Genomic DNA, 13981 nt, shown 5'->3' with positions numbered 1-13981 from the left:
GCGAGCGGACGCGCTTATCGCGTCAGCTCGACCGTCGCGCCCGTTTCGAGGCCGAACGCCTCGTCACCCCGGCCCTGATTCACCGCGAGTTCGACGTTGCCGTGACTGCCGACGGTGACGAGTCGGTCGCCCGGGTCCACGGCGGCGTAGGCCCGCCGAACCGGGACCCGCTCGCCGCCGACGGCGACCGTCTCTCCGAACGCCCCGTCGAGCGTCTCGCCCGGAACGTTCGTGATGACGTTCCCGAAACCGTCGACGACGAGCACTTCGCCCGTCGCGCCGTCCGCTCGGAGCGTCGGGTCCGGGAATCGGAGGTCCACCCACTCGTCGGCAGGGACAGTCTGAGAGAGCCCCTCGACCGAATCGACGCCGGCATCGTGGACGGTCGCAGCGGCGGGCGCGAACACGTCACGGCCGTGAAACGTCGTACTCGCCGGGTCGTCGTAGATCCACTCGAACGCCTCGAAGCCGTCGCCGTCGGCCAGTTGGCGGGCGACCGGCGCGAGAACGCCGTTGTCCGGGCCGACGAGCGCGTGGTCGCCCGCCCGGACGACCAGCGCGGCGCGGTCGGTGCCGACGCCGGGGTCCACGACCACGCAGTGGACCGCCGGGGGAAAGTGCGGAAGCGTCTGGGTCAGCCAGAACGCCGCCGCGCGGACGTCCTGTCGCGGGAAGTCGTGGGCGACGTCCTCGATTCGCGCGTCGCTCTCCCGGCAGATGACCCCCTTCATCGCCGCGGGGTAGGGCGACCCGAAGTCGGAGCTGAGCGTTATCATCTCTCGTCGCCGATGGAGGGGTCGTCCACCGACTCGTCTTCGGCCGTGTACCGTTCCAGCGAGTCCGAGTCGGAGACGTGTTGCAATCGCTTGACGCCGTTTATCTCCTCGATCGTCTCCACGACGGGGTCGGGGACGCGGTCGCGCCAGGACTCGTCGCGTATCATCCGCTCGCGTATCTCGCTGCCCTCCAGTCGGTCCCGTTCGAACATCGGCGACTGCCGGACTTCGATGCCGCTCTCCTCGAAGAGGCGAACGACGAGCGGATTGTTCGAGTACGCCACGCCGAAATCCGGGCACATGCTCTCGACGTGGCTCACCCAGACGGCGTTGCGGTTGATGTCTTCCAGCGGAACGACGTAGGTCCGCAGATCGAACTCGTCGACGGCCTTGGTCAACATCATGATGCGTTCGCCCGCGGTGAAGGGGTCGTGAGTCGTGTGTGAGTCGTCGGCGCTGCCGATCCCGAGCACCAGCTCGTCGACTTCCTCGGCGATGCGTTCGACCATCGCGTGGTGTCCCTCGTGATAGGGCTGGAACCGGCCGATGTAGAACCCGCGCATGCCCGAGTGTGCGTCGGGTGCTTTCATAAACCCGACGGCGGCGATGTCGCCGCGAGTTCGGCGTCAATCATCCTGCCGCCGTACTGCGGTTTTACCGGTGTGGCAAGGGCGGACGCGGGGAGAAAGTATATCAGTCGAGAGTCCTTCCAAACGAGTGTTAGCAACGTTTGTATGAGCGACAACACCGACACAGACGCGGCTTCAGACCCCGACCGCGGGGGTGCCGACGCCGACGAGCAGGAACAGGCATCGGACCCGACGGTCGACGAGCCAACGAACGGCGACGCGCCGGCGGCCGGTGACGAAGCTTCGTCGGATACGACACTCGGCAGCGACGTCGAAGTCGAGGGCGAGTTCGTCGAGGAGGAGGAGGAGACCCTCCTCGGCGGTCTCGACATCGATTCGACCGCGGAGATAGAGGTGCCCGAACGCCTCGTCGATCAGGTCATCGGGCAGGACCACGCCCGCGACGTCATCAAGAAGGCGGCCAAACAGCGCCGCCACGTGATGATGATCGGTTCCCCCGGGACGGGGAAGTCGATGCTGGCGAAAGCGATGAGTCAGCTGCTCCCGCGCGAGGAACTGCAGGACGTCCTCGTCTATCACAACCCCGACGACGGTAACGAACCGAAGGTTCGCACCGTTCCCGGCGGGAAGGGCGAACAGATCGTCGAGGCCCACAAGGAGGAGGCCCGGAAGCGAAACCAGATGCGGACCTTCCTGATGTGGATCATCATCGCCATCGTCATCGGCTACGCGCTGATCATCCAGGGATCGGTCCTGCTCGGTATCCTCGCGGCCGGTGTCATCTATCTCGCCTTCCGCTACGGCTCTCGCGGCAGCGACGCGATGATCCCGAACCTGCTGGTCAACAACGCCAGCCAGAAGACCGCGCCGTTCGAGGACGCGACCGGTGCCCACGCCGGTGCGCTGCTGGGCGACGTCCGCCACGACCCGTTCCAGTCCGGCGGCATGGAGACGCCCAGCCACGACCGCGTCGAACCCGGCGCGATCCACAAGGCCAACAAGGGCGTGCTGTTCGTCGACGAGATCAACACGCTCGACATCCGCAGCCAGCAGAAGCTGATGACGGCCATCCAGGAGGGCGAGTTCTCCATCACGGGCCAGTCCGAGCGCTCCTCGGGCGCGATGGTCCAGACCGAGCCCGTCCCGACGGACTTCATCATGATCGCGGCGGGGAACTTAGACGCGATGGAGAACATGCACCCCGCGCTGCGCTCCCGTATCAAGGGGTACGGCTACGAGGTGTACATGGACGACACCATCGAGGACGACCCCGAGATGCGCCGGAAGTACACCCGGTTCATCGCACAGGAGGTCGAGAACGACGGCCGACTGCCCCACTTCACCGAGGGGGCCATCGAGGAGATCATCCTCGAAGCCCGCCGCCGCGCGGGCCGGAAGGGCCACCTCACCCTGAAGCTCCGTGACCTCGGCGGGCTCGTTCGCGTCGCGGGGGACATCGCCCGCGCCGAGGACAGCGAGTTCACCGAACGCGCCGACGTGTTGCAGGCAAAGCGGCGCTCGCGCTCCATCGAGCAACAGCTCGCGGACAACTACATCGAACGGCGCAAGGACTACGAGCTCACCGTCAACGCCGGCGACGTGATCGGCCGCGTCAACGGCCTGGCGGTCATGGGCGAGGACAGCGGGATCGTCCTCCCGGTGATGGCGGAAGTCGCGCCCTCGCAGGGGCCCGGACAGGTCATCGCCACCGGGCAGCTCCAGGAGATGGCCGAAGAGGCGGTCCAGAACGTCTCGGCCATCATCAAGAAGTTCAGCGACGAGGACATCTCCGAGAAGGACGTCCACATCCAGTTCGTCCAGGCCGGCGAGGGCGGCGTCGACGGCGACTCCGCCTCGATCACCGTCGCGACCGCCGTCATCTCGGCGCTGGAGAACGTCCCCGTCGAGCAGAACATCGCCATGACCGGCTCGCTCTCCGTGCGCGGAGACGTGCTCCCGGTCGGCGGCGTCACCCACAAGATCGAGGCCGCCGCGAAGTCCGGTCTCGACACGGTCATCATCCCGGAAGCCAACACGCAGGACGTGATGATCGAGGAGGAGTACGAGGACATGATCGAGATCGTCCCCGTCTCGCACATCTCCGAAGTGCTGGAAGTCGCGCTGTCGGGCGAGCCCGAGAAGGACTCGCTGGTCGACCGCCTGAAGTCCATCACGGGCAAGGCGCTCGACCACGAGGTCGGCCGACAGGGAAGCAGCAGTCCCAGTCCGCAGTAGATGCCCGAGTGGGCCGGTTTCGTCGGCCTGACGGCACTTCTTCTATTCGCGCTACTCGCGCTCGCACGGCTCTCACAGGACGCGCTCTCGACCGACGGGAGCGGTGCTCCGGCCGGGTCAGGTGGGCGGCAGATGGGGGCGCTCGACGCCTCCGACCCGACCTTCCCGCGTTTCGAGACCGCCGAGGCCGCCCGCCAGCGCCGGCGTCTCGAACGAACCCTCGAATACGACGAGCTCTCGACGGGCGCGCTGCTCGTCAACGTCGCGCTCACGCAGGGGCTGTTCGGCGTTCTGGCGGTCGCCGGAGGCTTTTACTTCCAGATCCCGCTGTCGGCGTTCGGCGTCACCGGCGACCCGCTCTCGACGGGCCTCCCGGCGCTCGCGCTGGGCGTCGCGGCCGGCGTCGGCTTCTGGGTCGGCAACGAACTCGCGGCCGCGCTCGCCGACGGGTTCGGCGTCGCCTTCGATGAGTCGCTCCGTGAGTTGCTCGCGCCGGACTCGCGGGCCGGGTGGGCGGTCCTGCTCGGCGGCGTCCTGCCCACGATCGCGTTCGTCGAGGAACTGCTCTTTCGGGCGGCGGCCATCGGCGTCACGGTCGCGGGGCTCGGCGCGCCGCCGGCGCTCATGGTCGTCGTCTCCTCGGCGGCGTTCGCGCTGGGTCACGGCGCGCAGGGCCGGATCGGGATAGTCGTCACCGGCGTCCTCGGCGCGGGGCTCGCAGTGCTGTTCGTGCTCACGAACAGCCTGCTCGCCGTCGTCGTCGCCCACTACCTCGTGAACGCGCTGGAACTCACCGTCCACGAGGGGCTGGGCGTCGACCGGCTCGACTCGCTCGCCTGAACCGCAGAACTACAGTCCCTCGACGGCCCGCAACTTCTGTTCGACCGGCGGTGGCGCGGCGCTGGGACCGTCGCGCACGCGGTGGTCCGGGATCAGTAGCGGAACGGGGTTCGCCGCCAGCGCCTCCCGGACCTGCGTCAGGTCCTCCTGCTCGCCGGCGCTCAGGTCGGGCGTCATCCGGGCGACCTGCTCGACGGTGGCGTCCTCGCCGTAGGGGATCTCGCGAACGGCCTCCAGAACCTTTCGCTGAGCCGTCGGGACCGTCAGGCCGACGGTCACGTCCGCGAAGTCGTCCTCGGTCCCGTTGAGGTAGTCCTCGATGCGGTCCAACAGCGGGTGGTCCTCGGCGCTGTCCTCGTCCGGTTGGTCCGGAAACGACAGCGAGATGACCCGGTCGCCGGCCTCGCCGAACTGGACGAAGCAGTCGAGATACGCCGACTCGCGGGCGTAGATGCCTGCGTCCGTCGTGGGTGCGTCCATACCGTAGAGGCAGGGCCGGTCGGGCCTTCAAGATTCCCACGCGGCAGACAACAACGTTTATGTACACTTCTGTACGTTAGTGTCCAGTAATGGAATCCGATGCGGGATTGGCACCGGAAGTCGAGTCGATACTCGCGGCGGCGCGCGACCGGGGCGGCGGGGGCGAGCGAGTGGCTGTCGACGCCCGGTCGCTCACCGACGCGTTCGAGGCGGCCGAGGATGACGAACGCGTCCCGATAATCGCGGAAGTCAAGCCGACCAGCCCGACCGCAGACGGCGAGCGAACGGACGACCCGATCGAACTCGCCGAACGGATGGTCGAGGGCGGCGCGGCGGCGCTGTCGGTGCTGACCGAACCCGAGCACTTCGGCGGCTCCGCCGAGACGCTGGAGCGAGTTCGCGAGGCGGTGGACGTGCCCGTCCTCCGGAAGGACTTCGTCCTCCACGAGGCGCAACTGGACGTCGTCGCGGCCGACGTAGTGCTCCTCATCGTCCGGTTTCTGGACGAGGACGGCACCGACGATTTAGAGGACCTGCTCGCGGCGGCCCGCGACCGCGGCTTCCAGGTGCTCGTCGAGGCCCACACCGCAGCGGAGGTCGAACGGGCCGTCGCGGCGGGCGCGGATATCATCGGCGTGAACAACCGCGACCTGGCGAAACTGGAGGTCGACCTTGGGACGTTCCCGGCGGCGGCGGACGCGGCCCCCGAGAACGTCACGCTCATTGCGGAAAGCGGCATAGGGACACCGGACGACGTCGCGCGGATGCGCGAGGCCGGAGCCGACGCGTTGCTCGTCGGCTCGGCCATCATGGACCACGGCGGGGACTCCGACGTGGCGGCGAACACGCGGCGACTGACACAGGCGGAGACTGACACATGAGTACGGACGACGCACACGACCCCAAGTTCGGCGAGTACGGCGGACAGTACGTGCCCGAGGCGCTGATGCCGGCCATCGAGGAGTTGGCCGACGCCTACGAGCGGTACGTGCTGGAGAACGAGGACGGCTTCATGGACGAGTTCCGGCGGCGACTGGCGGACTTCGGCGGTCGGCCGACGCCGCTGCAGCGCGCCGAGCAGCTCTCGGCCCGCTACGACACCGAGGTGTACCTCAAGCGCGAGGACCTCGTCCACGGCGGCGCGCACAAGCTCAACAACGCGCTCGGACAGGTCCTGCTGGCGAAGTACATGGGCAAGGAGCGCATCATCGCCGAGACGGGCGCGGGCCAGCACGGCACCGCAACGGCGATGGCCGCCGCGCACCTCGACATGCCGTGTGAGATCTACATGGGCGAGACGGACATCGCCCGCCAGCGGCCCAACGTCTTCCGCATGCGCATCAACGGCGCGGAGGTCAACCCGGTCACGGTGGGCCGGGGCACGCTGAAGGAGGCAATCTCGGAGACGATGCGGGACTGGGCGACCACCGTCGAGGAGACCCACTACGTCATCGGAAGCGTCGTCGGCCCGCACCCGTTCCCGAAGATGGTCCGGGACTTTCAGTCGGTCATCTCCGAGGAGGCCCGCGAGCAGGCCATCGAGAAGACCGGCGGTCTGCCGGATTCGGTCGTCGCCTGCGCCGGCGGCGGGTCGAACACGATGGGCGCGTTCGCGGAGTTCGTCGACGACACGGGGGTCGAACTCCACGCCGTCGAGGCCGGCGGCTCCTCGCTGGAAGTCGACGAGGAGGAGGGCGTCGCGCCCAACTCCGCGACGCTCTCGACGGGCGGCGAGGGCGTCCTCCACGGCGCGCGGACGAAACTGCTTCAGGACTCGGACGGGCAGATCATGGAGTCACACTCCGTCTCGGCCGGGCTAGACTACGCCGGCGTCGGCCCGGAGCTCGCCCACCTCGTCGACGAGGGGCGCGTGATTCCGGCCAACGTCGACGACGACGCCGCGCTGGAGGCGTTCCATCGACTGTCGCAGGACGAGGGCGTCATCCCGGCGCTGGAGACCGCCCACGCCTTCGGCTATCTGGAGGAGCACCACGACGAACTGGGCGACACCGTCGTCGTCAACGTCTCCGGTCGCGGGGACAAGGACCTGGAGACGGTCGTCGAGGAGACGAGCAAGCGCGACCTCGACGTCGCGCCCGATATGTCCGTTCTCAACCGCGTGGGCGGAGGTGGCCTCTGATGGGTCTCGAACGCGCCTTCGCGGACGAACCCGCGTTCGTCCCCTACCTCGCCGCGGGCGACCCGAGCTACGAGGAGTCGCTCGCCTACGTCGAAGCGCTCGCCGAGGGCGGCGCGGACGTCATCGAACTCGGCCTGCCGTTCTCGGAGCCCATCGCGGAGGGCAAGACCATCCAGAACGCCATCGTTCGCTCGCTCGACGCCGGGATGACCCCCGGGCGGTTCTTCGAGTTCGTCGCCGACCTCGACGTGGACGTGCCGCTGGTCTGTATGACGTACTACAACCTCATCTACCAGTACGGGAACAGCGAGGCGAAGCGCGCCTCGGAGAACGCGAGCGGTGAAACCGCGAGCCAAGAAGGCCCGCGCCCCTTCGTCGAGAAGGCCGCCGACGTGGGCATCGAGGGGTTCGTCGTCCCCGACCTCCCGGCTGAGGAAGCGAGGCCGCTCCGAGACGCCTGTGACGAGTTCGGCCTCGACCTGATATTCATCGTCGCGCCGACGACCGAGGGCGACCGACTCGACCGGATGCGCGAGCAGGTCTCGGGGTACGTCTACGTGCAGGCCCGGATGGGCGTCACCGGCGCGCGCGACGACGTGGACGATGCGACGGGCGCGTCGCTCGCCCGCCTCTCGGACTGGGACGTCCCCAAGGCCGTCGGGTTCGGCATCAAGACCGGCGACCACGCCGAGGAGATCGTCGCCGCGGGGGCAGACGGCGTCATCGTCGGGTCCGCGCTCGTCGACATCGTCGCCGAGGGCCACGAGAACGGCAGGCCGACCGAGGCGGTCGCCGACGACCTCGAATCGCTCGCCCGGGAACTCAAACAGGGGGCCCTCCGAGGAGCACAGGAACGGCCGCAACCGGAACGCACATAATCGCTCTTGCCACAGTCTCGCATAACATGAACGCAGGGAAACGAACACGACTCGACCGCATCGGGACAGACGGCCGCTACGTCGTCGTCCCGATGGACCACGGTATCACGATGGGTGCCGTAACGGGACTCAAAGACATCGAATCGACGATCGACGCGGTCACGCGCGGCGGAGCCGACGCCGTCCTCACCCAGCGGGGCATCGCCGGCCGCGTCCATCCGAACAAGAACGACGCGGGGTATATCGCCCACCTCAACGGCTCGACCTCCATCGGCCCCGACGAGGACGACAAGCGCCGGACCGGCACCGTCGAGGACGCCATCCGCGCGGGGGCCGACGCCGTCTCCTTCCACATCAACGTCGGCAGCGAGTACGAGCGCGAACAGATCGCCGGACTCGCCGAACTGACCGGCGAAGCCGAGCGCTACGGGCTGCCGGTGCTGGCGATGACCTACGCCCGCGGACCGGAGATCGATCCCGAGGCGGCGGAGTTCAACCAGGCGGTCGGCCACGCCGTCCGTCTCGGCGAGGAACTCGGCGCGGACGTCGTCAAGACCGCCTACACCGGCGACGCGGAGACCTTCCAGCACGTCGTCGAGTCCACGTCGCTGCCGGTGGTCATCGCCGGCGGGTCGCGCGGCACGGACCAGGAGACTCTGCAGATGGTCCGCGGCGCGATGGACGCCGGTGCCGCCGGCGTCTCGATGGGGCGCTCGATCTTCCAGCACGAGGACCCCGAGAAGATAACCCGAGCCGTCGCGAACGTCGTCCACGACGACAGCGAGGCCGCCGACGCGCTCCGGGACGCCGGGTTGGCCGTCGAAGCCTAGAACCCGAACAGCGACCGTATCTGCGACCCGAGCGACGCGGTGTCGCTCTCTGCCGTTTTCGAGGGGTCCTCTCCCGGAGTGGCCTCGTCGTCCGGTTCCTCGCCGTTCGCTTCGGAGTCCGCCTCGGCGCGTGGGCCCTCGACCGCCGACGAGTGAGTCGCCGACTCGTCGCCGAGTAAGTCGACGTCGGAGACGGCGTCGGCGGAGTCCGATTCCGACACCGCCCCTGTATCGTCGCCGGCCGCTCCGTCGTCGCCGTCCCTCGTGGCGGGTTCGACGGCCATCGCTCGCCCGTACTCCTCGGGGGGCCTCGATTCCCCGTCGCACTGTCCGTCTGCGGCCGGTACGTCGGTCATGGGGGTGGCAGATCGTTCCTCGGAGCCGGTCTCGGGGCTCACCGTCGCGGCCGTCGCCTCCGAATCGGCCGTCGTCTCCGAACCGATTGCTGTCGATCCCTCGACAAGTTGTCGGGCTATCCTGCGGTAGGCGATGGCGGCACCGCTCTGGGGCGCGTTCACCGCGACGGGTCGGCCCGCGTCCTGGGAGTGGGGAACGGCGTCGTCCTCGGGGACGTGGCCGAGCAACTCGACGTCGAGGAACTCCGAGATCCGATCCGCGCCGGGCGAGGCACCGGTCCCGGACTTCGTCAGGACGAGGCCGCGGACGTCGGTGTCGACGCGCTCCGCCAGTTCCTTCGTGTTCCGGGCGTTCCGGATCGAGGCGACTCGGGGCGTCGAGACGAGCAGCGTCTCGTCGGCCAACTGCATCGGCCGAACGGTCTCCTCGCTCAGGCCGGCGGGCGTATCGAGTATCACCGCGTCGTAGTGCCAGCGGAGCGTCTCGACCACTTCGGACAGTCGGTCCAAGTCCGTCTCCGCGTACCCGTCGAGGTCCGTCCCGCTCGGGACGACGGCGAGTCCCGCCTCGGTCTCGTAGATAGCGGACTTCACTTCGGCTTCGCCGGCGAGCACGTCGTGGAGCGTCGTCGCCGTCCGAACGTCGATGTCCAGTTCAAGAAAGTCGACGAGGTTCGCCATCGCCAGGTCCAGTTCCACTGCGACCGTCGAACGGCCGGCCGCCGCCAGCGACGCCCCGAGGTTGATACTCGTCGTCGTCTTCCCGACGCCGCCCTTTGCACCAGCGACCGTGTAGACGTGATTCGTGACCATGCGTAACAACTACCTGACTCTCGCCCGAATCCTGTTACAATCTCAATCTATCAGAGAAACTGATAACACTATCGCTCACGTTCTCAGCGTTGAAAACCGACGGGGAGTCACGGCGCTGAGTCCGCCACGTTCAAGCCCCGCCGTCGCGGACGTGGCTCTATGACACGAAGCGTGTGGCTCAAAGCCGACGACGAGGTCGGCGACTGGGAGGCGCGAAAGCGTCGCATCACCGCCGGACTCGAAGCGGGCGTAGACTGGGTGCTGGTCGACGAAGCGGACGTAGAGCGCGTCCGCGACCTCGGCTCGGTCAACGTCGCCGCGTTCACGAACGGCGACGTCCACGTCATGGAGGCCGAGGCCGACGACTCCGACGCCGACGCGACCGTCGTCGGCAAGGACGGCGAGGGCGACGGCACCGTCGATCTGCCCTCCGATTTCTCCGGCTCTGCGGACCTCTCCTCGCTCCGGCAGAACGGCGCGGCCCCCGAGGGCGGCTACGTCCGCATCTTCGACGAGGACTACGAGGCCTTCGCCGAGGAGGTGGCGACCGAAGCCGACTTCACGATCGTCATCGGCGAGGACTGGCAGATCATCCCCCTCGAAAATCTCATCGCTCGCGTCGGCGACGAGACGGACCTCATCACCGGCGTCACCTCCGCCGAGGACGCCCGCACGGCCTACGAGACGCTGGAGCACGGCGTCGACGGCGTCTTACTCGACACGGACGACATCGACGAGATCAGAAAGACCGTCGACGTGCGCGACGAGATGGGCCGCGAGCAACTCGACCTGGAGTACGCCGAAGTGACCGCCGTCGAGCAGACGGGGTCGGCCGACCGGGTCTGCATCGACACGGGCAACCTGATGGACCACGACGAGGGGATGCTCGTCGGGTCGATGGCCCGCGGCCTCTTCTTCGTCCACGCGGAGACCGCCGAGTCGCCGTACGTCGCCTCGCGGCCGTTCCGGGTCAACGCCGGCGCGGTCCACGCCTACGTCCGCACGCCCGACGGCGGGACGAAGTACCTCTCGGAGCTCCAGTCGGGCGACGAGGTCCAGATCGTCGATTCGAACGGTCGCACCCGCGAGGCCATCGTCGGCCGCGCGAAGATCGAGAAGCGGCCGATGTTCCGCGTGCAGGCAGAGACCGAGGAGGGCGACCGCATCGAGACGCTGCTCCAGAACGCGGAGACCATCAAGGTACACGCGCGCGACGGTCGCATCGCGGTCACCGACCTCGAACCGGGCGACGAGATCCTCGTCTACCACGAGGACACGGCGACGCACTTCGGCGAGAAGATCGAAGAGAGCATCATCGAGAAGTAGACGGCACGCAGCGGGGCTCTTTTCCTACTGTTCGGCTTCGGCGTCCGCCTCGGTCCGGTACTGGTCGAGCTCGGTCGTACACCAGTGACAGAACTCGATGTCGTCGTCGAGTTCCTTCCCGCAGTTGGGACACTTCGTCCCTTCGAGGACCTCGGTGGTCACGTTCCCGCGGGTCGCCATCCAGTAGGCGTCGACCATGTTCAGAGCGGTGATCGCCAGCACGGCGACCGAGGCTTCGAGGGGGACGTTCTGTGCGGCGGCCAGCAGGTTGTCGAGCGTAAAGCCGTTCTGTAGCGGTGCCATCGCGTTCCCGTCGATGAGCAGCGCCGTCGTGCTGTAGACGAGGCCGAACCAGAGCACCGCGCGTAACCACTCCCGGAGGTAGACGTGCCCCAGCCCGGGGTAGAGAAAGGCGAGTACGGCGGCGAGCCACGGCCGCTTTCGCCCGGTCTCAGCCATACTCCCCGATTCAGGGGCCCACGCTCCTATATCTTCCGAACCGCGGGATTCACCCCGTCCCAACTGCCTTCGACGGCGGGTATCGTTTTTACCGCTCGCCATCAGTTCCGCCCATGGACGTCGTAGCAGACGACAGCTCGAACGCCGTCGAAGTCGAACCGGGCGTCTTCCTCACGCAGCTGGCCGCGGGCGCGGAGATGAGCATCCAGCATCTCCGCATCGAACCGGGCGGGCGCGTGCCCGAACACAGCCACCACCACGAGCAGGTGGGATTCGTCTATCAGGGCGAACAGACCTTCGTCCTCGAGGGCGGCGAGGCGGTGACCGTCGGACCCGGCGAGTCCTACCACTTGAAGAGTCACGAAGTCCACGCCGCCGAGAACCGCGGCGACGAGGTGCTGCTGGCGATCGACGTGTTCAGCCCGCCGCGGCCGAATCCCGACTGGCTGGAGTAGCGGCGCAGCCGACCGACCCCGTCACCGCAACACGAGGAGATAGGTCAGGACCGCGAGAAACACCGCCGTGAGGAGGACGGTTCGCGGCGTGAACGCGGCCAACTCGAAGAAGCTCAGCCCCCAGACGAGGACGGTACTGAACGCGAGCGATAGCAGGAGGTCGAGCACCAGCAGGACCCGGATGTCCCCGTCGCCGTCTGCGGCCATGGCGCTACTGTCGCGTCCACCTCCATATACGTACGGGGAGGTCACGCGATATCTACCCGAATGAGAGCGCTGATTATCGTTCAGATGGATTGACAGACGATGATAGAGAACCGTAACGGGACGCCCGTCGACCCCGTCCCCTTTCTGGTCGTCAGCGGGTTGGGCGTCGCGGTAAGCTTCTCCTTCGGCCCCATCTACGTCATGGAGTTCGGCGCGTCGCTGCCGTTCTCGCTGTCGGTCGCCGGGCTCGTCGCGCTGGGGACGGCAGCCGCGGCCTACCACCGCTACGTCTGGATGGCACGGCCCGAACTGCGCGGCGAGGTGCCGGCCGACGTTCGACTCGGACGGCTGCTGTACGGCATGGTCGTCGGTTTCTTCGTCGTCGTCGCGCTCGCGCTCCCGCTCGTCGCCGGCGGCCTGTGACCTCCCTCGAATTCCGCACTCTGTCGCCGGATGTCGCTCTCTGACGTCGCAAGCCTGTGGAACTATGGCCGAGGAGCGCGACTGCGGGTTCATGCGCGAGGTGGAACGCACGCGGTTCGTGGCGGCGACGCCCGCCGAACTCGCTCGCTCGCTGTCGCCGGTCGCCGTCATCGAACACGAGGGGACGTTCAGCGTCGTGACGAACGAAGAGACCGACGCCGGTCAGCGAGTCACGGCCCGCGGCGGCGGCGTCGAGGCCGTCTTTTCCTTTCAGGAACGCGAGAACGGACTCTCCTATCGGCAGGTCGGCGAGCAGGGCCCCTTCGAGTCGATGGAGACGACGCTCACCTACCGGTCGAGCGACCACGGGAGCGAGGTGACGGCGCACTCGGTGGTCAGTCTCGGCCTCCCGCTCTCGTCGTTGACCGACCGCATCGCCGCGTGGAAGCGAGGCGGCGAACTCGACCGACTGCTCGACGGACTGACCGACGAACACCGATAGCGCGCTGTCGTTCTGCATCGACGCCGTCCGGTCACTCCGCCGGATGTGTGCGGGCCGCGCAGAGTCTCACGAACGTTTATGCCGTTTTGGACGGAACGGTGACATATGGGTATTTTGAGCGCGGTCGGCGAGATACTGCGGGCCTCGACGCAGTCGGCGAACCGGGGCGACAGCGCCGGGGAGACGTCGGCGGGGGCGTACTGGTGTGACGACTGCGCCGAACGAATCCGAGACGTCGACGCGACCGGCACAGAGCCGCCGAACTGCCCGGACTGCGGCGAAGAGATGCGGTTCGAACGCTCGGCCGCCGCCACCGGCTGTGCGTGCTGACTCGCCAGAACACGTATATCTCCGAGACCTGTTATCGACACACATGACAGCGGCCGACCGAATCGACGCGTACCTCGACACGCTCGAAGAGTGGTTGCACGGTCTCTACCACGGGATGATCGAACACCCGTCCTTCGAGAAGATAGAGAAGGAGGCGGAGGACACCGCGGACGTGTTCATGTTCGCCTGTTTCGCCGACGCCTTCGGCATCCCGAGCCCCATCTCGTACTACACGGCGGAACTGCTCCCGTACCTCTCCGAGGAGTTCGTCCAGTGGGAGCGCCGGATGTGGGACCGAGAGTCGCTCATCGAGCGCAAGGGCCAACAGTATCACTTCTGAG

The 13981-nt window shown here is 67.6% G+C and carries 18 protein-coding genes; 12 read left to right on the top strand and 6 right to left on the bottom strand.

What is annotated here, in order from left to right:
- Positions 1-14: 14 nt before the first annotated feature.
- Both GO488_RS05720 and GO488_RS05715 read right to left on the bottom strand, forming a co-directional pair.
- Positions 15-776: an SAM hydrolase/SAM-dependent halogenase family protein gene (locus GO488_RS05720; RefSeq protein WP_162316825.1), complete on the bottom strand. Its 762-nt coding sequence runs from the start codon at positions 774-776 to the stop codon at positions 15-17.
- Complete coding sequence (locus tag GO488_RS05715) at positions 773-1339, bottom strand: nicotinamide-nucleotide adenylyltransferase (protein WP_162316824.1); 567 nt, start codon at positions 1337-1339, stop codon at positions 773-775. The genes GO488_RS05720 and GO488_RS05715 overlap by 4 nt, the downstream gene beginning before the upstream one ends.
- Before the next feature lie 171 nt (positions 1340-1510).
- Here GO488_RS05715 and lonB point away from each other — a divergent pair, with 171 nt between their 5' ends.
- Complete coding sequence (gene lonB / locus GO488_RS05710) at positions 1511-3601, top strand: ATP-dependent protease LonB (RefSeq protein WP_162316823.1); 2091 nt, start codon at positions 1511-1513, stop codon at positions 3599-3601.
- On the top strand, positions 3602-4441 hold the full coding sequence (locus tag GO488_RS05705; protein ID WP_162316822.1) for a CPBP family intramembrane glutamic endopeptidase: 840 nt from the start codon (positions 3602-3604) through the stop codon (positions 4439-4441).
- 9 nt (positions 4442-4450) lie between these two features.
- Here GO488_RS05705 and GO488_RS05700 read toward each other — a convergent pair whose 3' ends face one another.
- The gene (locus GO488_RS05700) at positions 4451-4921 is read right to left on the bottom strand and encodes a methylated-DNA--[protein]-cysteine S-methyltransferase (protein ID WP_162316821.1); all 471 of its coding nucleotides are present in this window, start codon (positions 4919-4921) and stop codon (positions 4451-4453) included.
- Between the two features lie 89 nt (positions 4922-5010).
- Between GO488_RS05700 and trpC the strand changes: the two genes are divergently transcribed.
- Genes trpC through GO488_RS05680 form a run of 4 tightly spaced genes read left to right on the top strand, consistent with a single transcriptional unit; the run spans position 5011 to position 8769 of the window.
- On the top strand, positions 5011-5802 hold the full coding sequence (gene trpC / locus GO488_RS05695) for an indole-3-glycerol phosphate synthase (protein WP_162316820.1): 792 nt from the start codon (positions 5011-5013) through the stop codon (positions 5800-5802).
- On the top strand, positions 5799-7061 hold the full coding sequence (gene trpB, locus GO488_RS05690; RefSeq protein WP_162316819.1) for a tryptophan synthase subunit beta: 1263 nt from the start codon (positions 5799-5801) through the stop codon (positions 7059-7061). The genes trpC and trpB overlap by 4 nt, the downstream gene beginning before the upstream one ends.
- Positions 7061-7939: a tryptophan synthase subunit alpha gene (trpA, locus tag GO488_RS05685; protein ID WP_162316818.1), complete on the top strand. Its 879-nt coding sequence runs from the start codon at positions 7061-7063 to the stop codon at positions 7937-7939. Before trpB ends, trpA begins: the two co-directional genes overlap by 1 nt.
- Positions 7940-7965: 26 nt before the next feature.
- Entirely contained in the window at positions 7966-8769 is an 804-nt protein-coding gene (locus GO488_RS05680; protein ID WP_162316817.1) for a 2-amino-3,7-dideoxy-D-threo-hept-6-ulosonate synthase, read from the top strand.
- Here the strand turns inward: GO488_RS05680 and minD are convergent.
- Positions 8766-9938, bottom strand: a complete 1173-nt coding sequence (minD, locus tag GO488_RS05675; RefSeq protein WP_162316816.1) for a cell division ATPase MinD — start codon at positions 9936-9938, stop codon at positions 8766-8768. The two genes, GO488_RS05680 and minD, sit on opposite strands and share 4 nt — an antisense overlap.
- 159 nt (positions 9939-10097) lie before the next feature.
- Here minD and GO488_RS05670 point away from each other — a divergent pair, with 159 nt between their 5' ends.
- Positions 10098-11264, top strand: a complete 1167-nt coding sequence (locus tag GO488_RS05670) for a 3-dehydroquinate synthase II (RefSeq protein WP_162316815.1) — start codon at positions 10098-10100, stop codon at positions 11262-11264.
- Between the two features lie 24 nt (positions 11265-11288).
- Here the strand turns inward: GO488_RS05670 and GO488_RS05665 are convergent, their stop codons facing one another.
- Entirely contained in the window at positions 11289-11723 is a 435-nt protein-coding gene (locus GO488_RS05665; protein WP_162316814.1) for a zinc ribbon domain-containing protein, read from the bottom strand.
- Between the two features lie 113 nt (positions 11724-11836).
- Here GO488_RS05665 and GO488_RS05660 point away from each other — a divergent pair, with 113 nt between their 5' ends.
- Entirely contained in the window at positions 11837-12178 is a 342-nt protein-coding gene (locus tag GO488_RS05660; protein WP_162316813.1) for a cupin domain-containing protein, read from the top strand.
- A 21-nt stretch (positions 12179-12199) separates the two neighbouring features.
- Here the strand turns inward: GO488_RS05660 and GO488_RS05655 are convergent, their stop codons facing one another.
- A complete protein-coding gene (locus GO488_RS05655; protein WP_162316812.1) occupies positions 12200-12385 on the bottom strand; it encodes a DUF8107 family protein in 186 nt (61 codons plus the stop codon).
- Positions 12386-12484: 99 nt separating this feature from the next.
- On the opposite strand from GO488_RS05655, the gene GO488_RS05650 reads away from it, so the two are divergent.
- The 4 genes from GO488_RS05650 (at position 12485) to GO488_RS05635 (ending at position 13980) form a co-directional block, all read left to right on the top strand.
- Entirely contained in the window at positions 12485-12808 is a 324-nt protein-coding gene (locus GO488_RS05650) for a hypothetical protein (protein WP_162316811.1), read from the top strand.
- A gap of 64 nt (positions 12809-12872) precedes the next feature.
- A complete protein-coding gene (locus GO488_RS05645) occupies positions 12873-13310 on the top strand; it encodes an SRPBCC family protein (protein ID WP_338401337.1) in 438 nt (145 codons plus the stop codon).
- A gap of 105 nt (positions 13311-13415) precedes the next feature.
- Positions 13416-13640, top strand: coding sequence for a hypothetical protein (locus GO488_RS05640; protein ID WP_162316810.1), 225 nt, complete (start codon positions 13416-13418; stop codon positions 13638-13640).
- Between the two features lie 43 nt (positions 13641-13683).
- Positions 13684-13980 (top strand): DUF7990 family protein, encoded by a 297-nt coding sequence (locus GO488_RS05635; protein WP_162316809.1) that lies wholly within the window; start codon positions 13684-13686, stop codon positions 13978-13980.
- The last annotated feature ends 1 nt before the right edge of the window (position 13981 follow it).

This window comes from Haloarcula limicola (genome assembly GCF_010119205.1).
In the GTDB taxonomy this organism is placed as follows: domain Archaea; phylum Halobacteriota; class Halobacteria; order Halobacteriales; family Haloarculaceae; genus Haloarcula; species Haloarcula limicola.
Note: the sequence above shows the minus strand (reverse complement) of the source record. Positions and strands in the feature narration are given on the sequence as shown.

Coding starts and splice junctions, on each gene's coding strand:
- trpB (WP_162316819.1), top strand. CDS start 5,799: ATGAGTACGGACGACGCACACGACCCCAAGTTCGGCGAGTACGGCGGA.
- GO488_RS05700 (WP_162316821.1), bottom strand. CDS start 4,921: ATGGACGCACCCACGACGGACGCAGGCATCTACGCCCGCGAGTCGGCG.
- GO488_RS05670 (WP_162316815.1), top strand. CDS start 10,098: ATGACACGAAGCGTGTGGCTCAAAGCCGACGACGAGGTCGGCGACTGG.
- minD (WP_162316816.1), bottom strand. CDS start 9,938: ATGGTCACGAATCACGTCTACACGGTCGCTGGTGCAAAGGGCGGCGTC.
- trpC (WP_162316820.1), top strand. CDS start 5,011: ATGGAATCCGATGCGGGATTGGCACCGGAAGTCGAGTCGATACTCGCG.
- GO488_RS05660 (WP_162316813.1), top strand. CDS start 11,837: ATGGACGTCGTAGCAGACGACAGCTCGAACGCCGTCGAAGTCGAACCG.
- GO488_RS05665 (WP_162316814.1), bottom strand. CDS start 11,723: ATGGCTGAGACCGGGCGAAAGCGGCCGTGGCTCGCCGCCGTACTCGCC.
- lonB (WP_162316823.1), top strand. CDS start 1,511: ATGAGCGACAACACCGACACAGACGCGGCTTCAGACCCCGACCGCGGG.
- GO488_RS05655 (WP_162316812.1), bottom strand. CDS start 12,385: ATGGCCGCAGACGGCGACGGGGACATCCGGGTCCTGCTGGTGCTCGAC.
- trpA (WP_162316818.1), top strand. CDS start 7,061: ATGGGTCTCGAACGCGCCTTCGCGGACGAACCCGCGTTCGTCCCCTAC.
- GO488_RS05680 (WP_162316817.1), top strand. CDS start 7,966: ATGAACGCAGGGAAACGAACACGACTCGACCGCATCGGGACAGACGGC.
- GO488_RS05720 (WP_162316825.1), bottom strand. CDS start 776: ATGATAACGCTCAGCTCCGACTTCGGGTCGCCCTACCCCGCGGCGATG.
- GO488_RS05705 (WP_162316822.1), top strand. CDS start 3,602: ATGCCCGAGTGGGCCGGTTTCGTCGGCCTGACGGCACTTCTTCTATTC.
- GO488_RS05645 (WP_338401337.1), top strand. CDS start 12,873: ATGGCCGAGGAGCGCGACTGCGGGTTCATGCGCGAGGTGGAACGCACG.
- GO488_RS05640 (WP_162316810.1), top strand. CDS start 13,416: ATGGGTATTTTGAGCGCGGTCGGCGAGATACTGCGGGCCTCGACGCAG.
- GO488_RS05715 (WP_162316824.1), bottom strand. CDS start 1,339: ATGCGCGGGTTCTACATCGGCCGGTTCCAGCCCTATCACGAGGGACAC.
- GO488_RS05635 (WP_162316809.1), top strand. CDS start 13,684: ATGACAGCGGCCGACCGAATCGACGCGTACCTCGACACGCTCGAAGAG.
- GO488_RS05650 (WP_162316811.1), top strand. CDS start 12,485: ATGATAGAGAACCGTAACGGGACGCCCGTCGACCCCGTCCCCTTTCTG.